The sequence below is a fragment of the Streptococcus hongkongensis genome, from assembly GCF_053206145.1.
Map to the genome: position 1 here is coordinate 38,927 of NZ_JBRUGD010000013.1, position 24,648 is coordinate 63,574.

Genomic DNA, 24,648 nt, shown 5'->3' on the forward strand with positions numbered 1-24,648 from the left:
CTTATCTCTTTTTAATTTTCCAAACTGACAACGACATAACGATTAGGATCATTTCCTTCTGAATAACTTGTTACACCTTCGATGCTTGAAATTGTTTTATGTACGATTTTACGTTCACTGTTACTCATTGGGTCCATTGTATAATCTTCTTCAGTTTCAAGCACACGAGTGGCTATCTTTTGAGTGAAGTCAATCAATGTTTCCGTCCTATGTTCAACATAGTCATGAACATTGACATTTACCGCAAAATTTTTCGAATAGCGATCATGCAAGAAATTTTGAGCTAACAGTTGTAATGATTTCAAAACTTTTCCATGATAGCCAATCACACGACCAGCTTCTTGTGTTTCGACCTGAATATTGATTTGGCGACGATTATGTCTCGTTTCAAGGCTGGCATCGATATCCATTTCATAGATAATCTTCTCAATATAAGCTGTCACTTCTTCTGCAGCTTTTTCAATGTCTTTACTTAGTGTATCTTCTGTAAATTCACTAGCAACAAACTCTTCGAAGGTTTGTTCTTTTTTCACTTGCTCATCAGCCCTAGCAGTTGGTTGGAATGAAATTGCTTCTTCATCAACCTTACTTGTCTGGTCTTGCGGTTGTGGTGCAATTGAAGTCACCTTTGCACTATCAGCTGTTTCAGCTACTTGTTGTTCTGCTTCAATATCCTCTTTTTTGACTGGTTTATGTGGGTTAATAACCGGTGCGTTTTGACGGTTAATTTCATCGGGAACCCCTTTAACAGCCTTTTTATCAGCTTTATAAACTGTTTTTTCGTTTATTCCTTCAATATCAACTTGTGCTAACTTTTTACCAAAACCTAAGAAGCCTTTTTTCTCTTTTGAAATAACTTTAATATGTGCTTTTAGGCGTGGCAATTGAAGTTCTTGCAACCCTTTTTCAATTGCTTCTTCAACAGTTTTACCTGTGTACAATACCATAACTAACTCCTATTTCTTTTGTCTACGTGCTTTTTTACGGGCACGTCTTTCTTTACTTTTTTGTAATTTTTCTTCTTCAGCCTGTCGCTTGCGCTCAGCAATAATTTTAAAAGGATTATTCAGTAACATAAGCTGAAAGACTTGGAAAGCATTTGATACTGTCCAATACAAGACAACCCCACTTGCCAAACTAAATCCCATAAAGAAAATCATTAGCGGCATAGCATAGGTCATTATAGTCATGACAATATTTTTTTCTTTTGCGGCTAAATTGGTTAGCCATGTTGATAAGAAAGTAAACAAAGCTGCTAAGATAGGTAAAATAAAATAAGGATCTGCTTTTGCTAATTCTACCCATAAAAAGGAACCTTCTTTAAGAAATGATACACGTGAAAGCGCTTGGAATAAGGCAATCATGACGGGCATTTGAATTAAAAGTGGAAAAATGCTGGCATATGGGTTAACACCATTGCGTTTATAAAGTGCCTGACTCTCCTCAGCTAAAGCCATACGACTTTCTGTATCTTTTCCAGCATACTTGGTTTGTAATGCTTTTAATTCTGGTTGTAAATCTTGCATGCGCTGACTTGACTTAATTTGGATATTAAACAAGGGCAGCAATACGATTCTGATAATCAGTGTAAATAGGATAATTCCCACACCAATGCTTCCGTCAAAGGATAACCATTGGATCGATTTCCCAAAAAAATAAACCAATTGATCCCATCCGTTGGATGAGTTGGCCGAAATATTTCCATTGCCACAAGCTGCTAATAAAAGAGCCAATGGTATCAGGCTTGCAATTTTAATCTGTTTTTTCACTTCCGAAACCTTCCTCAAGCATATGTGCTAGTTTTAAGACATGTTTTATATTTTGTTTGACTTCTTGATAGTCTAGTTTTTCAACCCCTTTACGGGCAATGATAACAAAATCAGTTGGCTTCAGACTCTCCGAAAACTCCATAATGACATGTCGTATCTTCCTTTTAACAGCATTCCGTGTTACAGCATTTCCTATACGTTTACCAACTGAAATACCTAAACGAAAATGCTTTTGGCTATTATTTTCATTTAAAAAATAGATAACAAATCTACGATTTGCTGTACTTTCACCACCATCAAATATGGCTTGAAAATCTTTCTCACGCTTGACACGATAGGATTTCTTCAAAATTCAACTCCAACTATCTAAATTATTACTATTATACCATAAAATTGAAAAAAGCCTCAACCCCAATGGATTTTGGCCAGTTTCTGTCTAATTGTCAAGTTCCAACTGATCTGCTTTAATTTGTTCTAATACTTGACTAATAATCTGTGTCTGACCTAACATCTTGACACGAGCCATCGAGGTCTTCGTATCAAAGACTGCTAATTTTTGGTCAAAACTAATTGATACATCAAAACTTCCTCTGGTGTCGGATTCCAAGAATTTTCTAAGATGCCACATTCATTAGCACGTTCCCACAAATTTTGATCAATAAAATAAGGATTATCCAAATTAGCTGGTACAGGAATATCATTTGCTATAGCGAACTGAATTTCTTCCTCACGAGACCATTTCCATTCTCTGACTAATGCAATCACTTTTAATTGAGGATCTAATGCTGCAATAGCCACGTCAAAACGGACTTGGTCGTTACCTTTACCTGTACAACCATGTACAATAGAAGAAGCACCCATCTAGTGAGCAAGCTCAACAAGTTTTTTTAGAGATAAGAGGGCGACTAAGTGCTGAAACTAAAGGATACTTTTGTTCATAAAATGCATGAGCCTGTAAAGCAGGTAGAACAAAGTTTTCTGCAAATTCACCCTTCACATCAAGAACATGTGCCTCAACTGCATCTATTTTCAAAGCCTTGTCATGGATAAATGGAAGATCTTTTCCTTCTCCGACATCCATACAGACAGCAATAACATCATAAGTTTCTTTTAACCAAGCGATAGCAACAGAAGTATCCAAACCTCCAGAATAAGCTAAAATTTATTTTTCCTTTGACATAAGCAGTTCGCTTTTCTAAATATTATTAGTGTATATACTAATATACATTTATGTCAGTGTTAACTATTTTTGGTGTTTTTATTCCATTAATATCAAAAAACTCTTTTATTATTGTATTTTAAAGTTTTCTGCCTTTTATCAAAATCAATATATATCCCGATTCGCGACATATTATACTATTATGAAAATCAAAAAAACTCGGATGGGAGTCCGAGTTCTTTACTGATGTAAAAATCAGTCAATATGTTATCCAAACAAAGACAACTGAATTGATCATTAGTAATAAAAGAGTCATATCAAAAATATTATTTATTTATGGAGAGAGAGAGAAAAAACAATATTTTGATTGAATTGGGGATTAACTCTTAAAAACTAGTGATTTAAGTCTTTATTTATATACTTATTATAGCGATAATATCTTGATTGGTACGTTTTTTTCCTGAAATGTTTATTTTTCATCCTAAAATGTTAATTATTTAACGATTTAGTGCAATTCTTGCCATTTTTCGATTAAACTTTTCATTTTGAGACGTGAAACCATACAATCATCTCCATTATCAAAATAAACCAATTGATTAAACTTGTCAATCCGAACAACATTTTTAAGATTAATTAAGTAAGAACGATGACAGAGGAATAATTCTGGAGCTACTTCTTGAATTTCAGAAAGTTTCCCATAAAACTCTAAGCGCTCGGTTTGTGTCCACAAACAAACTTTATGAGGTGTTGTTGAGGTTGCAAAATAAAGGATATCTTTAAAGGGCATTTTTAGTTTGAGGTGTCTCAAAAATAAATAAATCTTCAGGTTCATTTTTTGACATCATTTCATTGGTATAAAAAATACATTCTTCAATCTGTTCTTTAAACTGCTCAGTATCAACAGATTTATCAATAAAATCTAAAGCAGATACTTTATACTTATACGAAATCGGAGCAAACTCTGAATGAGTTGTTACAAAAACAATAACTGCATTAGGATCTTTTTGACGAATCTCTGTCGCCAGTTCTAAACCTTTACGTGATTCGCCTTGAATTTCAATATCAAGAAAGAAAAGTTGATGATCTCCCTTTTCTCGGATAGCCTCGTATAACTTTCTAGGATTAGAAAAAACTTCCATAAATTTACAATTTATTTTATTTTCATCAAGAATGCTTTCAATTACAGATTCTATTCGAGTTTGCTGAATAAAATCATCTTCTAATATAAAAATGTTCATTCTAGGGTCTCATTTCTAGGATTTGTCGTAAGCGATAATGATTGCTTCGGGTTGAAAAAGTTGCTGAGGGGTAATCATTTAATACAGACAGGAAACGAGAGATACTTTTTTGATAGGATTCCACGTTAGTCACTGCATCACTGCTATTATATAGTTTGGTCATGTCCACTTTTTTATTCTTAGTAGCGTTTTCGATAATTAAAAACTGCTGCCCATCATCTTCAAAAAAGACAATTGAAATGAATGGCTTTATACTTCCTCTTGCTGTATCAATAGCATTATCTAATAAAATGGAAATTAATACAACTAAATCTAATAGTTTTACATGATAATGGTTAACTTTATCTGGAATTTCCAGGTAAACATCAATTCCTTGATGCTGCGCTTCATAAATTTTTGTATTTAATAAACTCCGAACGACGCTATCTTCAATATTTTCTAAATCACCATAGCCAGTCGTTCTATCTAAAAATTGCAAAGCCGATTGTTGAACAACGGTATGATAAACTTGCTCAATATCTGTCCTACTTCCTTTATCTATACTATCTTTCAAACTAATCAAGATGTTTTCTGAGTCGTGTTTAAGCGTTCGAATATCTTGATAAAGACTCTCGATATAATTATTATAATTCTCAAGGTTATCAATGCGTTCTTGTTGGGCAAGCTTAAGTCTGTGGTGTAACTGCTGTTTAGCGAAACGATCTAACTGCATAATAAACCAAATGAGTACTGAAATATAAACCAAGGTGATATGAGTCCGGTAGGTTTGAAAAAAGTCAGGAAAAAGACCAAGCTCTTTAGCAATAAATTTAACCAGAATTAAATAAGACAACATGGTAATATTCATCCCTAATACAAAATAGGAAAACCGCTCATTATTAATGTATCTGATGAGACTAATATCTAAATTAAAGAGGTAGGAAAATAAACCATAAACTGGTAAAATAACCGCGTAAACCATCACTTTTAGCCAAATATGATTATTAATATCAGTTAGTGTTAGTAAAAAAAGTGGTGGCATGACACAAAGTGCCAACAATTTGTAAATAACCTCACATAATATGATGGCAAATAAGCCATAAAACATATGATGAGACCATTTCTTATCTCTCCTACTACTGTAAGAAAGACCAATAAAAAACAGCTGATTAAATAAAATACTATTTTCAAAAATGACATTTAACCCTAAAAACAATAGGTAGGTCAAACTTAATTCCCACCAAGGTTTTCTAATCCCAGAGGACCTACTAAAGAAATACCAAATATTAAAAAACAACAAACTATACAAAATCAGCGTAGGAAATAGTGATGACAATTAAACTTCTCCCCCTTCAGGTATCGTTAAAACATGACTAAATTGATAGTCAGCACTTTTTGTAGCTAGCGTAACTAGTGGGTACTTTTTAAGTATGTTTTCAACACTGACTAAACCGATCCCACGCCCAGTACCTTTAGTGGAATAACCATCTTCAAAGATAGCCGAAATATCAACCTGCTTTTCAAGCGTACTATTTTCAATAACAAAGTATTGCTTGTTTGACATCGTAAAGTAGGCAACAGCTATTTGTCTTTCTTTTGACAATTGCGCTGCTTCTATAGCATTATCAAAAAAGATTGAAATCAATAAGAGAAAATCAAGTTCCGGTATATTCGATTGATAGATATTATCTGGAACTTCCAAGGCGACACCTAGACCCTTTTGTTCAGCTTCAATTATTTTAGCAGAGAGTAAACTCTTTACAGAGGAAATAGAAACAGTCCCTAATTTAGCGATGTTATAATGCTTTTGGTCCCAATACTGATTGGCCTTGTCAACAATTTGATAATAGACTAATCTAACATGATCTAAGTCATCTTTTTCAATGGCTTGCCCCAATTTATCAAGACGTTTCAAATAGCTTACTTGGAACTCTTTACCATCTTTATATAAGCATTCTAAATGATGCCCATAGGATTCCAGATTTTGAATATACTCATCTTGTTCTTTTTTCAGATCTTCTTCCATATAGGCTTTTGATTTATGATTAAAATAAGATAATAAATAAAGAAACAATAAGGTAAAACTAAAAAAAAGAATTTTATAAGAAACTTCAACCTTCATCGGGTGCTTGTAATAGATAAATGGATCTACAAAACCTAAAACCAGAAAAATATCAACATAATAGGCCAACATAAAAATGATGAAGATACTATAGAAGTTCTTTGCACGATCAGTCTTATCCATTTTAAAAATATGCTTATAATCATGTCCAACAAAATAGTCAACAAGCATAATCATCGGAAAAACTAATAAATACACTATCAAGTTAACAAATGAATATCCAACGTTAATTTCATTTGTTAAGAAGATATATGGTAAAACAACTGTAATGAGAAAGCGGGAAAATAAATCAACAAAAACACTTGGGAAAAAAGCAATGAATAACGATTGAAGGCTAAAGATTTTTCGTTTTTCTAACTTTAGTAACACTAAAAATAAAATAGGATCAATTAATAACGGTGATAAAGCGGGAATTTGATTGATCAAAATAGCAAAAGACATTAAGAGTAAAAGCTTCCAGAAAGGGAACTTAATATCTGATAAAAATGAAAAAATATAAAATTCTGTTGAATAATAAACAATGATTGATAATATCAAACAGATTAAATGTAGTAATGGCACTAAATTCTCCTTTCTAGATTATCTATTTTATCACAATTCAATGGTGTTTGAAAAACACTCAATGGACAAACTAGTGTACAATACAAAACTGCAGCCAATCTTTTTTAATAACTGCAGTTAATAATATGACTTAATTCGTTTTAAGTTAACCTTATTTCAGGGTTGCTATTAATTCTTGGGTAAATTGATGATTCTTACTTTTTGTTGATAACTCAATCGACGAATATTGGTCAAGGATTTTCTTTACATTAGACAAGCCTAACCCTCTATTTCTACCTTTGGTCGAGAAGCCTTCTTTAAACACATTACTAATAGCGACTTGATTTTCCTTACTTGAATTTCGCACAATTAAATAGAGCTTCTCATCGTTATAGAAGAGGACTAAATCAATCGTTTTTTCTGCAGAGTCACAGGCGGCCTCAATTGCATTATCAACAAAAACAGAGAGAATGACAATAAAATCAATAATATTCATTGGGATCTTATCAATTTGGTCTGGAATTTCAACGTTTGACGTCAATCCTAATTCATTGGCTTTAAATAATTTCGCAGCCAAAAGACTCTTTATCGTTGCAATTTTAATATTTACTAAACGATCAAGAGCATAGCGTTCCGATTGTTTTGGCTGTTTATTATTAATGAAAAGTGTTTGATAATCGTTCTTTAATTGTTCAATATCTTCTGAAGCAATACTCGGACCCATCTTCTCCAAAGACTCTCTGGTTTCTACTTTAAACCGTCGAATTTCTTCATATAAAGAATTGACATACTGATTATAATTATTGAGATTAGTTAAATGATTTTGACGTTCTTCATAGATTTTATCGTCAACAAAACGTCTTGAATACTTAATAATTTGATGTAAACTCCACAGAAAAATCAAAATATAGCCTGCAATCATTAAATAACGAATCCTCGCTACCAAAGGGGCTATACTGGGGATATGATATTGTAAGAAAATAGTGAGTGATACAGCTACATAAAAGATAATCATCCCAATATTAAAAACTCGTAAATCATTTCGAGTTGTCGGTTGATTAGCTTGTTTTACCGCAATATAATCAATTTGCAAGAGGAAATGAACTAGGCGAGAAAAGGGGTAAACCAAGAGGTATGACAGTACAATAAAATAAGGATTATTGCTAGTTATAGCCGTTGAAGCATGAAAAATTGTTGGTATCGCAACATATCCCATAAACCGTGAAATTAACCTAACAATAGTAATTGCATAAAAGGTGTAAAGAATATGTTGGGCTCTACTATAGGATTTATTAGTTAAATAAGAAAAAAGAAGTAAAAAAATTGGGTCAGACATGACATAAATACCATCTAAGATGTATGTCCCAATCACTGCACTAACAAAATAGAGAAGGATGTAGGATGCTTTTAACTGACACTTGGTCAATTTATAATAGATTAATAAATAGGTTGCGTATATGACACAATACATTACAATTGTTGTACTTATAGACAATTGTCTTACCTCGATTCTTCTAAGGGGATCTGATAATGACGACTTCTTGAATAAACACAGATCCTTCAGCTCTCACATCGTAACTAAAATTGGGGTATTTTTCCACTAGATTAATAAATGTTCTGTGTGCTTTCTCAATCTCTGTTAAGATATATTTTCGTTCTTTTGTTTTCAACTTTTCAGCATTTGTTAATACCTTTAACGACACCCAGTTGGGCTTTGACATATCATAGTAAATGTCAATAAAACCATTTGAAAGATCTTTAGCCATCAAAATAGCTAAATCACCAATTGCTGAAATAATGACAATGTCATCTTTATCTTCTAAAATACGATTCGCCATGTTCCCTTTAACTTCAATCACAGGCACTGTACCATTTTGACGAGCCTCATAAATTTTCAATGCTAGGAGGATTTTCATGTCAAAATTATCAATTTTATCTAATTGATCTAGTCTCAAAAGCGCCTCATAGTCAACTAAATCATCCATTTTCCCCACTATTTGATGATAAACAGGTTTAATAACAGAAAAATCACCACTCTCAATAGCACCTGATAAACTAATCAAAATATTGTCATAATCATGTCTAAAGGACCTAATATTTTGATAGAGCGTTTCTAAGTATTGGTTGTATTGTTCTAAAAGTTGAATGTGCTTTTCTTCCTCAAGTTGAATAAGTGTTTTAGTATTTTTTTGAAAATAATGATTTAAAAAAGATAACAGGCAAACAAAGATCATGAAGAAAATCAGAACCACTGATTTTTTATAGTCATTCATAGAAGCATCAATTAAAAGAGCAGAGTAGGATAGCGTATAATAGAGGAAAAAAATCAATTCAATCCCTACAATAAAGCGATTGAAAAGTCTTGTATCAAACCGTAAAAAGATAAAACTATCAATAGAAAAGATTCTAGCCAGATATCTCATTATCGGCACTACTGCTAAATAACTCACTATAATGTAGTTATAGTTCTGTTGCACATGACCTACTGAACTATTTACAACGAAAGGAATAATGAAGTATAAACTGATTTTTGCAAATAAATCTGTGACCACAACAGGAAACTGTGAAAAGAAAATATGTTGGATAATGTTATCTTTAGGATACTTTATATAATGATAAACAAACATCATTAAGGGCTCTACAAGCAAATAATAACTGCCAATAAATCCTATTATAGTCATTTCAAACAAGACAAAAAGACTAATTTGCCCCCATGGAATCTTTCGATTTTTCCGATCTACTGAATACTCCATGTCAAAAAAGACAAACCATGCCACGCCAAATCTGACAACAAAAACTAATATTAATGATAATGAATTTGGCATCTCATTTTCCCTTCTCTCTCATCTCCCCTAAATCATACTATACCTCTTTAGTTTAAGCAAATAGTTGTTTTAATTTTTTTGAATTTTTATAACATAATTAAAACCCACTTGTTCCAGACAAATGGGTTTGTTCTGATTAGAGCATTTTGTCAATATGTTCGATTGATTTATCACGCCCCAAAAGATAGATTGTGTTTGGTAATTCTGGCCCATGCATTTCACCAGAAACGGCAATCCGAATCGGCATGAAGAGATTTTTCCCTTTAATGCCTGTTTCTTTTTGGACAGCTTTGATTTGTGGGAAAATGTTTTCTGGTTGAAACTCTTCATCTGTCATCGCTGCTAATTTTTCTTTAAACGCTTTTAAGACAGTTGGTACTGTTTCGCCAGCCATGACTTCTTGTTCTGCTTCAGTCAACTCTGGAAAATCAGCAAAGAATAAGTCAGTCAAAGGCACAATTTCGTCCGCAGATTTTAATTGTGGCTGATACAATTCAACTAATTTTTCTGCTTTTTCGTTTAATCGCCCTGCTTCTTCCAAGAAAGGTTTGCAGAGAGCAAAAACAGTTTGGAAATCTGAATGTTTGAGGTACTCATTGCTCATCCAATCCATTTTCTTCTGATCGAAGGCAGCAGGAGACTTACTAAGACGATTTTCATCAAATAGATCAATTAATTCTTGGCGACTGAAGATTTCATCTTCACCACCAGGATTCCAGCCCAGCAAAGCTATGAAGTTGAAAACTGATTCTGGAAGGTAACCTTTTTTGCGATAGTCTTCAATAAATTGAAGTGTGTTAGTATCACGTTTAGACAGTTTTTTCCCTGTTTCAGAATTGATGATCAGAGTCATATGACCAAATTCTGGCGCGTCCCATCCCAGTGCTTCATAAATCATCAATTGTTTTGGTGTGTTTGCGATATGATCATCCCCTCGGATGACATGTGAAATCTGCATATCATGATCATCAACAACTACCGCGAAGTTATATGTTGGGTAGCCATCTTTTTTCTGAATAACCCAATCGCCACCAATATTGCCACCTTCAAAGCTAATCTCACCTTTAACCATATCAGTCCATTGGTAGATACCAGACTCATTAACAGAAAGACGCACTGTTGGAATAATACCCGCAGCTTCTCGTTCTGCAATGTAAGCAGCTTTTTCATCAGCTGACATACCAATAAATTCATTGATATAACGAGGTGTTTCGCCGGCTGCTTCTTGACGTTCACGTTCAATTGCTAATTCTTCTTCCGTGACATAGGATTTGTAGGCCTTACCTTCAGCTAATAATTGATCAATGTATTTTTGATAAAGTTCTAGACGTTCAGATTGACGGTAATTTTCATGAGTTTCTGGACTTTCATCCCAATCCATTCCTAACCATTTTAAGTTCTCAAGTTGAGAACGTTCACCGTCTTCAACGTGACGTTTACGGTCAGTATCTTCAATACGGATGATAAAGTCTCCACCATGATGGCGAGCATAGAGGTAGTTAAATAGGGCTGTACGGGCATTCCCGATATGTAGAAGCCCTGTTGGACTTGGTGCATAACGCACACGAATTGGTTTAGACATTCTTCTTCTCCTATTACATATATCACTCAGAAACCTGTGGCACGAAAAATAAGCAACAAATAATGATTTGAGCTTGCCAGGACCTTTTCAGACTTCTTCTAAAATCTTTCTTATTATAGCATATTTTGGACGCATAGGCGAAAAAAATCAGCCCAAAAAGGCTGATTCTATGTTATTTTGACTAATTTGAGCCGGTTGGCAAATAACGTTTAAGAGCTCCAGCAAATTGCTCAAGGTTAAGGCTTTGGATATAAATTTCGCCATGACCTCTAAAGGTATTAACAACACCTTCACCAGTACCTATAGATTGCATGAATCCATTTTCCAAATGAATATCATAATCAAGTTCTCTGCTCCATGCTACAACATGGGCATTATCAATAGTCATTGTGCCGCCATCAAGTGTGATTTTCTTAATAGATCCAAACGAGTTAGCAAGTAAGGTACCATGACCTTCAGTTGTCATTACAAAAAGTCCGCCTTGACCACCAAAGAGTGCTTTACCAATATTTTGACGTTCCATTTTGTACTGAGCTGAACCATCTAGGGCTAGAAAGGCACCATCATTTAGACGATATTGATTTTCCCCTAGTTCTAAAGCAATAACCTGTCCTGGTGTATTAGGTGCTAAGGCTAATTTACCAACTCCATTTGACATGGCTTGTGTAATGAACATTGATTCACCAGAAACCATGGAACGGCCGATGGCTCCAACTAATTTTCCTAAACCAGATCCCTGACCATTCAACTTGGTATTTAAGGTCACATTTTCAGTATGATACACCATACTCCCTTGTTGAAGGTAAATAGACTCTTCATTTTCCAATTCAATTTCAACCAATGGAAATTGCATGTCTTGATCAATTGTAAACCTCATCCTATTGTCCATCATCTTGCTCTCCTTTTGTATTATCTCGTTGATACAAACATTATATCGCTTTCTTTATTATTTGTCTAATATTTTCAGAATTCTACATCATAAAAACGAGCTAAAAATCAGCTCTGCAAAAATTATTAATTATTTCATTACTGGTGTCATTCGACCACTGTCAACATCATAGACCGCGCCATTGATCACAATATCTTCAGGGATTAAAGGTGATTTTCTGAGAAGAGCCATGTCTTCGCGGACGCTATCTTCCACATCCTGAAAAGGAAGAAAATCGCGACCTGTCACATCTACGCCTAACTCTTGATGAATGTGGGCAGCAAAACTCTCATTGGTAAAGGTTTGGGCTCCACAGTCGGTATGGTGTAGGACAACAATCTCACGCGTTCCCATCTGTTGCTGTGAAATGGTAAGGGAGCGAATCATATCGTCAGTCACGCGACCACCGGCATTCCGTAATATATGGGCGTCTCCAAGTGCTAGGCCAAGAGCATGAGCTACGTGAAGGCGGGAATCCATACAAGTTACAATAGCTACCTTTGTTTTTGGTTTGTTGGGTAAATGAATCGTCCCGTGCTCCTCTACGTAAGCCTTATTTGCAAGCATAAATTGTTCAAAGTATGACATCATTCCTCCTAATTATCCTCAAAACAAGTTTGATGATTAAACTATCTTAAGCTTATCATGAATTGAAATAAAAGTCAGAATTTCTAACTAGAACTTTTAAAAAGTTCGGAAAATGAAAATCTCCCTTATCGGATGGTCTCTTATTTCGGAAATACGGCAGCCAAGACTTGTCCAACCGTCGCAACCCCAACAACCTCAATCCCATCAGGAATCTTAATGCCCTGCAAAGAATTTTTCGGCGCATAGATTTTGGTGAAACCTAGTTTAGCAGCTTCATTAATCCGTTGTTCGATTCGCGTCACGCGACGAATTTCGCCTGTCAAACCAATTTCACCCAAAAATGCTTCTTGAGGATTGGTTGGCTTTTCCTCATAGCTGGACGCAATAGCCACCGCGACAGCCAAATCAATAGCTGGTTCATCCAGCTTGACACCTCCAGCAGACTTAAGATAGGCGTCCTGATTTTGCAAGAGTAGTCCACAGCGTTTTTCCAAAACAGCCATAATTAAACTGACCCTGTTAAAATCCAAACCGGTCGTCGTCCGTCTGGCATTACCAAAAACAGTTGGTGTCACCAATGATTGAACTTCTGCAAGAATTGGTCGACTGCCTTCCATGGTGACGACGATAGCAGAGCCGGTAGCCCCATCTAAGCGTTCTTCTAAGAAAACTTGACTTGGATTCAAAACTTCAACTAAACCAGCAGATTGCATCTCGAAAATACCAATTTCATTGGTTGAGCCAAATCGGTTTTTAACCGCACGCAAAATCCTGAAGGTATGATGCCTTTCCCCTTCAAAATAGAGAACAGTATCCACCATATGTTCCAGCATCCGCGGACCAGCTAGTGTGCCTTCTTTAGTGACATGCCCCACTATAAAGGTCGCAATATTATTGGTCTTAGCTAACTGCATCAGTTCTGCTGTTACTTCTCTGACCTGACTTACTGAGCCCTGAATCCCTGATATTTCTGGACTCATCATTGTCTGAATGGAGTCAATAATCAAGAAATCTGGCTGAAGCCGTTCCACTTCAAGTCGGACGTTCTCCATATTAGTCTCAGCATAAAGATAGAACTCATTGTCGATATCTCCAAGACGTTCGCTGCGTAATTTAATCTGCTCCGCTGATTCTTCCCCAGAAACATACAGAACGGTTCCTTTATTTGCCAACTGTGTCGAAACCTGCAACAAAAGAGTTGATTTCCCAATCCCAGGGTCCCCACCAATTAAAATCATGCTTCCTGGAACAACACCGCCCCCAAGCACCCGATTAAACTCATCCATATCAGTTTGCGTGCGAGCATAGTGAATGTTATCAACATCTTTTAGCTTAACAGGTCGTGATTTCTCACCCGACAAACTAACACGCGCATTCTTAACTTCCTTAACTTCAACTTCCTCTACAAAAGACGACCAAGAAGAACAGTTAGGACAACGACCTAGATATTTAGGTGACTGATAGCCACATTCCTGACAAACAAATGTTGTCTTTTTCTTTGCCATAATTTGGCCTCTCTTTTTTTAAATTGCTGTGCAGACGCAAAACTAGCGTCCTGTTGAACCAAAGCCACCAGTACGAACACCATCAGCTTGATCACCGTCAACAAGTAAAAACGGTACAAAAACAGCTTGGACGATCCGTTCTAAAGGTTCCAAAGTGACTATTTGGTCGCTGATGTTCTTCATTTGAGCAAAGATGTGCCCCTCATTGTCAGGATTTCCATAGTAATCACCATCAATAACACCCACAGAATTAATAAGAACTAACCCTTTTTTACGAGGATTTGATGAGCGGTCAAATAAAAAAAGGACTTCTCCTGGTTGCATATAGGCTTTAACCCCAGTTGGCACCAACTTAATTTCACCCGGTGCAACAGTGATAGACTCCGCCACTTTCAAGTCATAACCAGCTGCATGTACTGTCTCACGTTTTGGTAATAAATTCTCATCTGAAAATTTGCTAACTAATTCAAAACCACGATTTTTCATTATGTTTTATCTCTTTCTTTCTATAAATACTTTTATATCAACGTTTCTAAGACCTCTATATTATGAGGTTTATTTTTTTGTGTACCTTTTTTCGTACTAAATACTATTTATTGCTTTTTCAAAGTATGAAACTGCTTCTTTCTCTTTATCTTTTGATAAATGAGAATAGACATCTAAAGTCATGGCAATATTTGAATGACCTAGTCTATATTGTAACTCTTTATAAGAAATCCCTGCATTCAATAACAAGCTAGCGTGTGTATGCCTAAAAGCGTGAAATGTAAAGCGAGGGATTCCTAGTTTTTCGCACCTACTATTTAAGTTATTTTGTAAGGTCAAGCGTGATAAGTATTCTCTTGTAGGAGTTGCAAAAACAACTTTTGGAACGCCACCGCCTGCCTCATGGAATAACTGTCTTTGTCGTACCTGGTATAACTTCAAGAGATTTACCGTCTCTTTATCAATACTTATTTGGCGCGTGCCTGCCTTTGTTTTAGTGGTGCTTACTATTCTTAACTCTTGGCTAAAACTCTTGTTAATGTTTAATGTGGCGTTCTCTAGGTCAATATCAGACCATTCAAGAGCGATAGACTCACCAATACGTAAACCAGTAGCAAGTAACAACTTATAAAAGACATATTCCACATGGTAACGGTAACGCCTTAATGATTGCTTTTCCATGAAGTTAAGTAATGTTTTTAGGTCGTCTGTATCAATAAATTTAACACTATCACGCCCCGCCTTTTGTTTCTTCGGTAGGATAATATCACGCGCAGGGTTAAACGGTATTAAGTTTAATGATACCCCATACTGTAATATCCGAGAATTAATTGAGTTAACCGTCCTGAAATTAACTAGCTTATTAGTTAGGTCATTTACAAAAGATTGGATATCTGTATTAGATATTTTATCAAGTTTCATTTTACCAAAGTAAGGTAATAGGTGGCAATTAATCAATCGATTAGTTACTCTATATGTTTGAGGTTTAATAGTAAGTTTGTAATTTTCAAGCCATAAATCAACAAGCTGGCTATAAGTTTTAACTTGAACTTTCTTTGAAACAGTCTCACCATTGGCCAGAAACTCATACTTAGCTAGCTTTATATTATTTTTTAACTCTTTTTTGGTTCGTCCTGATACACTAGTTCTCGCTTTCTTACCAGTGACAGAATCAACACCTAGATAAACTTGTGAGCGGTACATTATTGTACCGTCTTTCTTTTTGTATTCTGTTATCTTCATATTCTTACCTCGATCTAACCACCCACAAGCAAGTAAAGGAATTAGATAGGTAAAGTCAGTAATTGGCGTTACTGAAAATAGAAAAATGTTAAGTTTATTCAATTAACTATGATTTTCAGTTAATTTCTTTATCTGTTTTTCAAAATCAGAGTTAATTTTCTGTGTCTTATTAAATTCCACATATTCACGACTAGCTTTTTCTTTTGCATGACTCATAGAAATAGAGCCTTTACCTTCTAGAATTCTATATTCACGGAAATTAAGAAAGTTATCTACACTTGCAACAAACTGCTCCATAGTGAATGAATTGCGTCTCTCTATCAAATCTTCAATATAATCAAAGTATGAGGACACATTTCTCTCAAGACTCTTAATTTCTTTCTCTGTAAGATAGTTTTTTGCTACTTGTGTATCTGATTTTAATATGCGACCGTCTGGAGAGTTTTTCCAAGTTGTTAGACCCATATTTTTACTGTTTCTATCTGCTTTTTCAAAGATAATTTCAGCACCAGTTTTTCCAGTTATAGCATAGTGAAATTTATTTTGAACAGTTGCATAGAAGTCTTTAGTGATTTGACTGTTTTTATCATAATCAACACTAATTTCAGCAAAAATGTCTGTTATTTTGTACCAAATTCGCCTCTCACTAGTACGAATGGAACGAACTCTTTCAAGTAATTCTTGAAAGTAGTCTTTTTCAAATAATCTCTCTCCTTGTTTTAGTCTGTCATCATCTAAAACAAAGCCTTTAATCATGTATTCTTTTAGTATATTAGTAGCCCACTGTCTGAAGCGCGTAGCTTTTTGTGAATTAACACGGTAACCAACAGAGATAATGGCGTCTAAGTTATAGTAACTAACTTCTTGAGTCTGTGTTTTCCCAGTCATAGCGCCATGTTGAGTGGTATTTGCAATTTTTGCAACAACCACTTTCTCTTCTAGTTCACCTTCTTCAAAAATATTTCTTAGATGTCTAGAGATAGTAGAGACCGATACATCAAATAACCTAGCCATTTCTTTCTGACTAGCCCAAATAGTTTCATCATTAACAATAACGTTGGCTTCCTCTTGATTATTATCAGCAGTGTAGATTAAAAATTGTAGTTCGTTCATTTTTTACCTCGTTTTATCCTTTACATTTAGCATTACCGAATGCTAGAAAATACGTCTAGCTCTTTCTATAACGATTTACCAATATCACAATACACAAAGAGATTAAAGCTGACATAAAGAAACGTTTTGCTAATAAATCATTAATTAAAGCAATGATACCAATCATAATAAATATGATATTAAATAATTTTTGTTTATTCATTTTTTACCTCTTTTAATTTAGTATCGGTATTTTTCGAACACCCTAAAGGATTGCCAAAGATAACAATTGGTGGAATATTGGCGCGTGGTTTATTGGTAAAGCAAGAACAAAATTTGAATCTAATCATTTTTGATTTTTTCTTCTTGGTACTTCTTAATTAGCTCTAATTTTTTCTCAGTCTCTGCTCTACTTTTAGGGTCATTAATAATTTTCTTATAGTTATTGTACTTTTCCTTTTCAACAGCTAAAAAATCAGGATATTTTTCTATGAAACTAAAAAATTCAACCTCTAACTCATCTTCGATAAACTCGTCATGATACTCAATTAAATTAGAAAAATACGCTTTATTTGATGCGTGAAAAATATGTATAGTATCTAAAATATTATTCAACTGTCTATCTGATAATAAATAGCCTAGTTCTAATAATATATTATTTTCCCTAGAAAATTGACTTTTTTTAATTTTTATATCACGGTCTATCTCTTCTTCAATTGTTCCAAAACCTAATAAATAGCCAAGGGAAACCTCGAAATATTTTGCTAATTTCAGTGCACTTTCTTCTTTTATAGAATTTGATGGATTTTCCCAATTTTGATAAGTCCTAAAAGAAATATTCATTTCTAGTTCTTTTTTTATAACCTGATTGAAAAAATCTTTTTGACTTATCCCTATATCTTTTCTTAATTCTTGTAATCTATTATCCATATTATTTTCCTTCTTCAATTTGAATTATACCATAGCAAATCAATATAAAAAAGCAGAAAATGAAAAAAAATTGCGTTTCCTCGTTGACAACGAAAGTTTTTTTAGATTAAAATACAAAATATAAAATTAAACGTAATTTTTTTTCGTTTTAAGAAAGGAGATGAAAAATGCTAATTACTAAAGATATAGCAGTTAAAGTCAGAAAAAAAAGAGCAGTTAAACAGTTGGGAAAAGTAGAACTTTCAAAACAATTGGGGATTGTTCCGCCAACCTTAGCAAAAATTGAAACGGGCAATTACAAAGCACCTAAACGAATTTACCAAACTATCATGGAATGGCTAATAGAAGACTAGGAGGACACTATATGAACTTAGTTTACATGGACGGGAAGAAAGAGAGGGTAATATATGAAAGTTGAATATTGGAATGGATATGATATCCGTTTTGTAGAGCATAAAGGCGAGTGGTGGGCAGTTCTTGCTGATATTTGTCACGCGCTAGACTTAAAACCAAAACGTGTGAAAGAGCGTTTAGTTGATGAGGTCGTTTCAACCGACCACATACCAGACAAATTAGGAAGAAATCAAGAAATGTTAATCGTTAATGAGTTTGGAATTTATGACACTATTTTTTCAAGTCGTAAACCAGAAGCTAAATCATTTAAGTTCTGGGTATTTGAAACCATTAAACAGTTAAGACAAGCAACTGGCCTAGAAGGCTTTGAAGTCTTTAGAATGCTAGATAAAGAACACCAAAAAGAAGCCATGGCTAGATTGACTAATAGCTTAGGTATGGTATCTAAGAAGGACTTAATCAAGGCTAACACAATCACAAATAAAGCCGTTTCCAACAAGTTTGGATATTCAAAAATGGTTAAAAAATCAGAAATGACACCAGATATGCTAGTTGCTAGGGAAACTATTTTAGATGATACCGTAGAACTAATGGGAATTAAAGAAAAGTTTGGATTGAATATCAGTGTGTCTGAGTCAATCTACAATAAAAATTAAAAAACACGCAACAATGCGCGTGATGACAACAAAAAAAGCCTTAAATAGTTTGGCGACTGATTAGGCTTTTAAGAATATGAAAATAATAAAATACAAACCCACAAGCAAGTAAGGGAGTTACATATTTTTTATTAACTTAATTATACTACATTTCACTACATTTGAAAATACATAGGAGAAATCACAATGAAACAAGAAAAGAACGAAGTGAAGCTAACTGTCAAGGAATTACAATCCTTTGGCGCAGAACTTACCGAGCTTACCAATGAAATTGACTTAGCCAATATTACTATTGAGGGTTTAGAGGTAATAAACCGCAAAGACCGTGAAACATTCATGTTTATTATTTCTAAATGCCTAAGCACCACTTATGCAATCAATGAAAAGCTATTCCGCAAACTTGATGAAATTGCTTGCTATTTATTGAATGCTGATGATGAAAAAGAATTAGAGGAATTACGTAATGAAAAATAATATATTAAAAATGCAACCAATAGATGATGATTTACTAAAGGCAATTGAGATATATAACGATTGTATATCTGAAACAGATAGCGTATCTCTAAGCATTTTAAGAATATTTCAAGCTGGTAAGATTGAGGGAAAACGGATTGAGAGGGCGAAAAAATGGAAGAACTAAATCTAACACCTCTACAATATATCATCTTCTTACTGGTACTACTCCTTCTCATGGTCATTCTAAGCCATTTTAAGAGTTATACCGTCATTGATATAGAAGAAGATGAACAAGAGCGAAAACAAGCATGTAACCACTACTATGGTGCTTATTTACAGAATTACAACAAATACTATAACTAACAAATGAAGAGAGAGGTAACATAAAAATATTTTGTTACATAAATAAACTGGTAATGACGTCTAGCACTTATTATTTGAGGTTTTAAAAATGTAACAGAATATAAGATATGTTACTTACAAGGAGAGCAATTTGAATAAAAGATTACCCAAAACACACCGAAGACTATTGGCACTTATTCCAGTTGGGAAAGATAGAACGATAACTGGTCAAGAGATAGCAACTCATACAAAAATGAGCCTTAGAACAGCACAAGCCATTATCAGACGTTTAATTATTGATTATGGCATTTGTATCTGTGCAAGTCGTGACAATAATGGTGGGTACTTTATCCCAGCCAATGACACCGAGCGATTAGAAGGTATTAGAGCATTAACCAGCCAGCAACAGGAAGAAGAAAAGCGAATAACAACCCTCTTAAACGCTGATTTAAACTCATATAAGCACTATTTGAAGGTAGGTGATTAAATATGTCTTGGTTATCTAAAGAAGCTGAAAACGACCTTAAAATTGAAATGCTGACAACTTTCTCACACTTTCTAGATAGCTACAAAAAGCCAGAGAATCGTTTGACTGGCTTAATCACTCAAACTGATTTAAAGAAAGAGCTAGATATTGATTACAATACTCTGAGACGGTGGGAAGATAATGGGCTTAAAAGGTATCAAGCGCCAATGGAAGACACTAGAAAAGTGTTTTATCGTGTGAGTGATATATTGATTTTTTTGGGGGTGAAACCATGAGTCACTATTTGATGGAACCAGTTTTCAAAGGATACAAAATTGGTGATGAGACTAAAACAAAATCAAGAGCCAAAACCATCGAACAAAATAAGAAACAGCAACGATTAACACGGTTAAAGAAATTAAGAAAGCGGGGTAAATGATATGGCAATCTATGAAACGCGTGGCTTTTCGTCCTTAATTTATCTAAGTAAAAAAGACTTATCACCGTTTGACTATATCTCACAGATTAAACCAATGAAGCCACCCGAGAATATGAGCATTGAAGACTTTAAGAAATATCAAGCACCTTACTGCTTATCTGGTAAAGTGAAACAAGAAAAGAATGGATCATATAAGCGCAATAATCAGAGTCTTTTATATCGTGACTTGATTTTTCTTGATTATGATGACATCCATTGTACCCCTGAAACGTTCAAGAACACCATTCACAGCGCTTTAAGTGACTATTCTTATATATTATACCCGACTATTAAACACAGCACTGAAAAACCTCGTTATAGGCTTGTGGTGCAACCAGATAACAACCTGACAGAACCTGACTATAAAGCAACCGTTAAAAAGATAGCTGATTTAATTGGCTTACCTTTTGATTGTGCTAGTCTTACATGGTCACAACTTATGGGGTTACCAGTAACAAGAGATGACCCAGAAACTTATGACAAGATTATTAATAAAGGAACAGATTTCCCAACTATCAGAGGTCAAACAATGACGACATGCGCACCTAAAGAGCGTTTCACTCCGCAAAGTGGGAAACTATCAATAACAATGAAAGTCATTAATACACTATTAAATGGATATGGAGACGAGGGCGGGCGTAATATTGGGGTTACGCGTTTTGTAGGCTTATTATTAAACAAATATGTTAATTGCGATATTGAAACAGCTTATCAGTTAGCAACAATTGCAAACGACCAAACAGAACCACCGCTACCACTTGATGAACTTGATCGTACCTTTAGAAGTGTCCTAGAAGCAGAAATGAGAAAGAGAGGGAAACAATTATAGACAAAGAGACATTACAGCTATATGCTGAAAAATTTGAGGAGGCGAAAACCACCGAGCTATATTTAACCACATTTAAAAATATCAGAGGTCAATTCTTTGATATCTGTAACGACATCAAGGAAAAAGCTTATGAAGAAGCCTATCAAGAATTTAAAACTGAAAATACTAAAGCCTTAGCAGAGGGCAAGCTAACATCTAAAGATATAGAAGATTATGCTGAAAGTAAAAAGGCTAATGCTTTACCTAAGGAAGCCTTAGGCGTGGCAATCTTGATTAAGAAATATATCCGCTTTATCAGAATTAAACCCGCTAACATTAACCAACAAGCGCCCTTGTACTTCTATAACCCTGATAAAGGTTATTACATGCAAGACAACGAGCTTATCAAGGATATTATGAACATTATCAAAGCTGGTATGGTTGAGAACGTGGCTAAAAATGTTTTATATATCATTGGACGACAAAGCCCACTCAAAGAACTACACCCAGAATATACCGCGCTAGGTAACTGTGTTTACAGTTATAAGTCTAATCAATTTTATGATTTTAGTCCTGATATCCCAGTCACACGCAAGATTGAAACCAATTACAATCCCGAAGCTACAGAGCCTAATATTAAAGGTTGGATGCCTACTAAGTGGCTTAAAGAACTGTTTGACAATGATACTGAAATGTATGACCTTGTTATCCAAATGTTTAAAGCATGTATCACTAATGAACCGCTAGAGCGTATCTTTTGGCTATATGGGGCAGGCGGTACAGGTAAAGGCACGTTACAGCAATTCATCATTAACTTAGTTGGACTTGATAACGTAGCAAGTCTTAAAATAACAGAGCTTGCAAGGAGTCGTTTCACTACTTCTATACTTCTAGGAAAGTCTATTGTCATTGGTGATGATATTCAAAAAGACGCTATTATTAAAGACACGTCCGAGCTTTTCAGCCTGACCACAGGCGATATCATGACCATTGAAGAAAAAGGCTTGAAACCCTATAGCCTGAGATTACAAATGACTGTTATTCAATCATCAAATGGGCTTCCTATTATGGACGGGGATAAGGACGCAATATCAAGACGTTTGATGATAATTCCATTTACTAGCAAGTACAAAAACAAGCCTAACAAAGCCATTAAGAAATATTACATTATCAGGAAAGACGTTTTAGAATATATCTTGAAACTAGCTATTGAAACACCGACCAAAGAGATATATCCAAAAAGCAGTAAAGACTTAGTGCATGATTACTTGTTAGAGATTAACCCCGTGCTAGCATTCATTGAAGATTTTTTCACTGATAGCCTAAACAGTGAGTTTATCCCTAATAGCTTTATCTGGCACGTTTGGAAAAACTATCTTGAATATAATAACCTAAAAAGCTTTAAAACTGAAATGGCCTTACACAGGGAGATTAAAACCAATTTACCTGATTATATTACAGCAGGGCAAAGGACAATCCCAAAAGGGAGGGAACACCATATCAATTTTTATCCTAAGGATGACTTGCCACATTATGCCATGAAAGATTATGGCAACGGTAGAGCTGAAACTATTAACCAAAGGAAAGTTAAAAACGAGCGTGGTTATTGGAATGGCAACTATAAAAAATAGCTTTTAACACACTTTTAACAGTTTTTAGACGTTTATAAAAAAAGTGTATAACAATCCGTCCTAGTCATATCAATGAGTTAGCACACTTATTACACTTTATACACTTTATTTTAAGTTAAAAATAATTAATAACTATAATAAAAAAAGAATAAGTAAAAATTGTGGTGAATTTCAAAAAAAAACGTGTAAAGAGTATAAATTGTCTAAAACCCTTGGCACTAAAGGGCTTAAACGTTATACACTTAATTTTAAAGCGTGTGAAATATTTTAAAAGCATACTAAATTTTAGAAAGGGAGAACCAAACAATGAAAATCAAACTATTTTATCAAGGTCACAAAGAAAAATTACCTGACTTTGAAGCGCGTGTCAATGAGTTCACCCAATCACATAATGTTACTGACATTAAATATCACCCATTAAGTGTTGGCTTCTCTATCATGGTACTTTACAATGGCACAAACTAATATTCACTTATTCACTACACGCGCCAATGGCAGATATAAAGGAATGCTAGAAGGTCGCGCACAATGGCTTGAAAACCTAGAAAGATATTGCACAATGAAAACTTTATCAGATACACCTAACACTTTTAACTATACTTTTAAAGACTTTGAAACTGCACAGGTTGCTTGTCACGCCATCTTTGGTTATATGCACGGGATACATGAACAGCCAGTAATTGAAGCAACCTATCACAACGATAAGCAAGGAGGCTATGCCAATCAGTTAGCCTTAGAATATGTAGAGGACAGAAAACTAAACAAAGTCTTCAAGCGCATTTGTGACAGCTTTAAGGACTACTATAATCAACCCGAAGACTTTGCTGAAAGTGATATCGATCATGTACTTCAAGAAAATGAATTAACTAAAGAAATCAATCAATCTGACTTCAATGATGAATACATTAACCATCGCGTGGCAATGCTTCAAAATATTGACAAAGACTTTCTTATCCATGACATAGCACAATATGAATTAGAGTTACTAGATTATGCTGATAGATTACTAAATGACAATGGCTTATCAATGGATAGCGAGACAGCATACGGAACCATTGAGCTATTAGGAGATAATGTTTTAAATCTACTTAAACAAGTAGACACAAAAAAAGAATACAAAGGTATTCATGATTATGCTTTATAACTATTAGAGAGTGACGTCAAGTCATTCTCTTTTATTATCTGCTGAGATACACTCTCTTGACCAATCTCACAACTCAAATAGTTTAGATTTAAAGCTTCACAGAGTCTCTCTAATAGACGATATGAAGCAATAAAAAGATTTTAAACTATTATATTAATAATGTTTTTAGAATCAATAACATTCATATCAAAAGCAATAACTCTAACTAAACATATACTTGTATAAAAGCATTATTTTAGCTTGTTATTTTGTAACTTTATGCACTCATAGTGATACAATAATATTGATCAATACCCCTTTTTATTTCAACGGGGCTACTCTTATGCTT

The 24,648-nt window shown here is 34.4% G+C and carries 27 protein-coding genes and 2 pseudogenes; 12 read left to right on the forward strand and 17 right to left on the reverse strand.

All coding sequences use genetic code 11. From position 1 onward, the window contains the following. Positions 1–11: 11 nt before the first annotated feature. The 17 genes and pseudogenes from jag to ACVRZD_RS08550 form a co-directional block, all read right to left on the reverse strand. Positions 12–947: an RNA-binding cell elongation regulator Jag/EloR gene (gene jag, locus ACVRZD_RS08470; RefSeq protein ID WP_037626219.1), complete on the reverse strand. Its 936-nt coding sequence runs from the start codon at positions 945–947 to the stop codon at positions 12–14. A gap of 9 nt (positions 948–956) precedes the next feature. Beyond that, positions 957–1,787 (reverse strand): YidC/Oxa1 family membrane protein insertase, encoded by an 831-nt coding sequence (locus ACVRZD_RS08475; protein ID WP_155274948.1) that lies wholly within the window; start codon positions 1,785–1,787, stop codon positions 957–959. Further along, positions 1,753–2,118 carry a ribonuclease P protein component gene (gene rnpA / locus ACVRZD_RS08480; RefSeq protein WP_037626224.1) on the reverse strand — a complete coding sequence of 122 codons (366 nt, stop codon included), beginning with the start codon at positions 2,116–2,118 and terminating at the stop codon, positions 1,753–1,755. Before rnpA ends, ACVRZD_RS08475 begins: the two co-directional genes overlap by 35 nt. Positions 2,119–2,354: 236 nt before the next feature. Further along, positions 2,355–2,931 (reverse strand): annotated as a pseudogene (locus ACVRZD_RS08485) (argininosuccinate synthase domain-containing protein); the annotation flags it as partial. Between the two features lie 502 nt (positions 2,932–3,433). Next, positions 3,434–4,166, reverse strand: a pseudogene (locus ACVRZD_RS08490) (response regulator transcription factor). 1 nt (position 4,167) lies between these two features. After that, a complete protein-coding gene (locus ACVRZD_RS08495) occupies positions 4,168–5,373 on the reverse strand; it encodes a GHKL domain-containing protein (protein WP_447450429.1) in 1,206 nt (401 codons plus the stop codon). 108 nt (positions 5,374–5,481) lie between these two features. Then, positions 5,482–6,828 (reverse strand): GHKL domain-containing protein, encoded by a 1,347-nt coding sequence (locus tag ACVRZD_RS08500; protein WP_037626226.1) that lies wholly within the window; start codon positions 6,826–6,828, stop codon positions 5,482–5,484. Between the two features lie 151 nt (positions 6,829–6,979). Next, complete coding sequence (locus ACVRZD_RS08505) at positions 6,980–8,278, reverse strand: GHKL domain-containing protein (protein ID WP_052128130.1); 1,299 nt, start codon at positions 8,276–8,278, stop codon at positions 6,980–6,982. A gap of 43 nt (positions 8,279–8,321) precedes the next feature. After that, positions 8,322–9,632, reverse strand: a complete 1,311-nt coding sequence (locus tag ACVRZD_RS08510; protein ID WP_037626230.1) for a sensor histidine kinase family protein — start codon at positions 9,630–9,632, stop codon at positions 8,322–8,324. A gap of 136 nt (positions 9,633–9,768) precedes the next feature. Continuing rightward, complete coding sequence (gltX, locus tag ACVRZD_RS08515; RefSeq protein ID WP_447450430.1) at positions 9,769–11,214, reverse strand: glutamate--tRNA ligase; 1,446 nt, start codon at positions 11,212–11,214, stop codon at positions 9,769–9,771. A gap of 181 nt (positions 11,215–11,395) precedes the next feature. Further along, positions 11,396–12,106 (reverse strand): TIGR00266 family protein, encoded by a 711-nt coding sequence (locus ACVRZD_RS08520; RefSeq protein WP_037626232.1) that lies wholly within the window; start codon positions 12,104–12,106, stop codon positions 11,396–11,398. 126 nt (positions 12,107–12,232) lie between these two features. Further along, positions 12,233–12,730 carry a beta-class carbonic anhydrase gene (locus ACVRZD_RS08525; protein WP_037626234.1) on the reverse strand — a complete coding sequence of 166 codons (498 nt, stop codon included), beginning with the start codon at positions 12,728–12,730 and terminating at the stop codon, positions 12,233–12,235. 140 nt (positions 12,731–12,870) lie between these two features. Beyond that, a complete protein-coding gene (gene radA / locus ACVRZD_RS08530) occupies positions 12,871–14,235 on the reverse strand; it encodes a DNA repair protein RadA (RefSeq protein WP_037626236.1) in 1,365 nt (454 codons plus the stop codon). 42 nt (positions 14,236–14,277) lie between these two features. Further along, positions 14,278–14,721: a dUTP diphosphatase gene (locus ACVRZD_RS08535; protein WP_447450431.1), complete on the reverse strand. Its 444-nt coding sequence runs from the start codon at positions 14,719–14,721 to the stop codon at positions 14,278–14,280. Positions 14,722–14,817: 96 nt separating this feature from the next. Then, complete coding sequence (locus tag ACVRZD_RS08540; RefSeq protein ID WP_037626273.1) at positions 14,818–15,963, reverse strand: tyrosine-type recombinase/integrase; 1,146 nt, start codon at positions 15,961–15,963, stop codon at positions 14,818–14,820. Positions 15,964–16,065: 102 nt separating this feature from the next. Further along, positions 16,066–17,076 carry a virulence RhuM family protein gene (locus ACVRZD_RS08545; protein WP_052128131.1) on the reverse strand — a complete coding sequence of 337 codons (1,011 nt, stop codon included), beginning with the start codon at positions 17,074–17,076 and terminating at the stop codon, positions 16,066–16,068. A 321-nt stretch (positions 17,077–17,397) separates the two neighbouring features. Then, the gene (locus ACVRZD_RS08550; protein WP_052128132.1) at positions 17,398–17,985 is read right to left on the reverse strand and encodes a helix-turn-helix domain-containing protein; all 588 of its coding nucleotides are present in this window, start codon (positions 17,983–17,985) and stop codon (positions 17,398–17,400) included. A 167-nt stretch (positions 17,986–18,152) separates the two neighbouring features. Here ACVRZD_RS08550 and ACVRZD_RS08555 point away from each other — a divergent pair, with 167 nt between their 5' ends. The 12 genes from ACVRZD_RS08555 (at position 18,153) to ACVRZD_RS08610 (ending at position 24,320) form a co-directional block, all read left to right on the forward strand. After that, positions 18,153–18,338 carry a hypothetical protein gene (locus tag ACVRZD_RS08555; protein ID WP_037626237.1) on the forward strand — a complete coding sequence of 62 codons (186 nt, stop codon included), beginning with the start codon at positions 18,153–18,155 and terminating at the stop codon, positions 18,336–18,338. A gap of 54 nt (positions 18,339–18,392) precedes the next feature. Next, the gene (locus tag ACVRZD_RS08560) at positions 18,393–18,995 is read left to right on the forward strand and encodes a BRO-N domain-containing protein (protein WP_037626239.1); all 603 of its coding nucleotides are present in this window, start codon (positions 18,393–18,395) and stop codon (positions 18,993–18,995) included. A gap of 186 nt (positions 18,996–19,181) precedes the next feature. Further along, positions 19,182–19,469, forward strand: a complete 288-nt coding sequence (locus tag ACVRZD_RS08565; protein WP_037626241.1) for a hypothetical protein — start codon at positions 19,182–19,184, stop codon at positions 19,467–19,469. Beyond that, positions 19,459–19,635 carry a hypothetical protein gene (locus ACVRZD_RS08570; protein WP_198777475.1) on the forward strand — a complete coding sequence of 59 codons (177 nt, stop codon included), beginning with the start codon at positions 19,459–19,461 and terminating at the stop codon, positions 19,633–19,635. Before ACVRZD_RS08565 ends, ACVRZD_RS08570 begins: the two co-directional genes overlap by 11 nt. Further along, positions 19,623–19,814, forward strand: coding sequence for a hypothetical protein (locus ACVRZD_RS08575; protein ID WP_037626246.1), 192 nt, complete (start codon positions 19,623–19,625; stop codon positions 19,812–19,814). Before ACVRZD_RS08570 ends, ACVRZD_RS08575 begins: the two co-directional genes overlap by 13 nt. A gap of 130 nt (positions 19,815–19,944) precedes the next feature. After that, positions 19,945–20,280, forward strand: a complete 336-nt coding sequence (locus ACVRZD_RS08580) for a hypothetical protein (protein ID WP_037626247.1) — start codon at positions 19,945–19,947, stop codon at positions 20,278–20,280. Positions 20,281–20,282: 2 nt separating this feature from the next. After that, positions 20,283–20,555, forward strand: coding sequence for an XRE family transcriptional regulator (locus ACVRZD_RS08585; RefSeq protein WP_447450432.1), 273 nt, complete (start codon positions 20,283–20,285; stop codon positions 20,553–20,555). Beyond that, positions 20,552–20,698 carry a hypothetical protein gene (locus tag ACVRZD_RS08590; RefSeq protein WP_198777476.1) on the forward strand — a complete coding sequence of 49 codons (147 nt, stop codon included), beginning with the start codon at positions 20,552–20,554 and terminating at the stop codon, positions 20,696–20,698. The genes ACVRZD_RS08585 and ACVRZD_RS08590 overlap by 4 nt, the downstream gene beginning before the upstream one ends. A 1-nt stretch (position 20,699) precedes the next feature. Further along, complete coding sequence (locus ACVRZD_RS08595; protein WP_037626248.1) at positions 20,700–21,566, forward strand: primase alpha helix C-terminal domain-containing protein; 867 nt, start codon at positions 20,700–20,702, stop codon at positions 21,564–21,566. Beyond that, positions 21,560–23,176 (forward strand): phage/plasmid primase, P4 family, encoded by a 1,617-nt coding sequence (locus ACVRZD_RS08600; RefSeq protein WP_052128133.1) that lies wholly within the window; start codon positions 21,560–21,562, stop codon positions 23,174–23,176. Before ACVRZD_RS08595 ends, ACVRZD_RS08600 begins: the two co-directional genes overlap by 7 nt. Before the next feature lie 306 nt (positions 23,177–23,482). Next, entirely contained in the window at positions 23,483–23,641 is a 159-nt protein-coding gene (locus ACVRZD_RS08605; protein WP_155274950.1) for a DUF2758 domain-containing protein, read from the forward strand. 94 nt (positions 23,642–23,735) lie between these two features. After that, complete coding sequence (locus tag ACVRZD_RS08610) at positions 23,736–24,320, forward strand: hypothetical protein (protein ID WP_447450433.1); 585 nt, start codon at positions 23,736–23,738, stop codon at positions 24,318–24,320. The last annotated feature ends 328 nt before the right edge of the window (positions 24,321–24,648 follow it).

Excerpts from the sequence above, each read along its gene's own strand:
- jag (WP_037626219.1), bottom strand. The coding sequence starts at position 947 with ATGGTATTGTACACAGGTAAAACTGTTGAAGAAGCAATTGAAAAAGGG.
- ACVRZD_RS08505 (WP_052128130.1), bottom strand. The coding sequence starts at position 8,278 with ATGTATTGTGTCATATACGCAACCTATTTATTAATCTATTATAAATTG.
- ACVRZD_RS08510 (WP_037626230.1), bottom strand. The coding sequence starts at position 9,632 with ATGCCAAATTCATTATCATTAATATTAGTTTTTGTTGTCAGATTTGGC.
- gltX (WP_447450430.1), bottom strand. The coding sequence starts at position 11,214 with ATGTCTAAACCAATTCGTGTGCGTTATGCACCAAGTCCAACAGGGCTT.
- ACVRZD_RS08520 (WP_037626232.1), bottom strand. The coding sequence starts at position 12,106 with ATGATGGACAATAGGATGAGGTTTACAATTGATCAAGACATGCAATTT.
- ACVRZD_RS08525 (WP_037626234.1), bottom strand. The coding sequence starts at position 12,730 with ATGTCATACTTTGAACAATTTATGCTTGCAAATAAGGCTTACGTAGAG.
- radA (WP_037626236.1), bottom strand. The coding sequence starts at position 14,235 with ATGGCAAAGAAAAAGACAACATTTGTTTGTCAGGAATGTGGCTATCAG.
- ACVRZD_RS08535 (WP_447450431.1), bottom strand. The coding sequence starts at position 14,721 with ATGAAAAATCGTGGTTTTGAATTAGTTAGCAAATTTTCAGATGAGAAT.
- ACVRZD_RS08540 (WP_037626273.1), bottom strand. The coding sequence starts at position 15,963 with ATGAAGATAACAGAATACAAAAAGAAAGACGGTACAATAATGTACCGC.
- ACVRZD_RS08545 (WP_052128131.1), bottom strand. The coding sequence starts at position 17,076 with ATGAACGAACTACAATTTTTAATCTACACTGCTGATAATAATCAAGAG.
- ACVRZD_RS08550 (WP_052128132.1), bottom strand. The coding sequence starts at position 17,985 with ATGGATAATAGATTACAAGAATTAAGAAAAGATATAGGGATAAGTCAA.
- ACVRZD_RS08555 (WP_037626237.1), top strand. The coding sequence starts at position 18,153 with ATGCTAATTACTAAAGATATAGCAGTTAAAGTCAGAAAAAAAAGAGCA.
- ACVRZD_RS08560 (WP_037626239.1), top strand. The coding sequence starts at position 18,393 with ATGAAAGTTGAATATTGGAATGGATATGATATCCGTTTTGTAGAGCAT.
- ACVRZD_RS08565 (WP_037626241.1), top strand. The coding sequence starts at position 19,182 with ATGAAACAAGAAAAGAACGAAGTGAAGCTAACTGTCAAGGAATTACAA.
- ACVRZD_RS08570 (WP_198777475.1), top strand. The coding sequence starts at position 19,459 with ATGAAAAATAATATATTAAAAATGCAACCAATAGATGATGATTTACTA.
- ACVRZD_RS08575 (WP_037626246.1), top strand. The coding sequence starts at position 19,623 with ATGGAAGAACTAAATCTAACACCTCTACAATATATCATCTTCTTACTG.
- ACVRZD_RS08585 (WP_447450432.1), top strand. The coding sequence starts at position 20,283 with ATGTCTTGGTTATCTAAAGAAGCTGAAAACGACCTTAAAATTGAAATG.
- ACVRZD_RS08590 (WP_198777476.1), top strand. The coding sequence starts at position 20,552 with ATGAGTCACTATTTGATGGAACCAGTTTTCAAAGGATACAAAATTGGT.
- ACVRZD_RS08595 (WP_037626248.1), top strand. The coding sequence starts at position 20,700 with ATGGCAATCTATGAAACGCGTGGCTTTTCGTCCTTAATTTATCTAAGT.
- ACVRZD_RS08605 (WP_155274950.1), top strand. The coding sequence starts at position 23,483 with ATGAAAATCAAACTATTTTATCAAGGTCACAAAGAAAAATTACCTGAC.
- ACVRZD_RS08610 (WP_447450433.1), top strand. The coding sequence starts at position 23,736 with ATGAAAACTTTATCAGATACACCTAACACTTTTAACTATACTTTTAAA.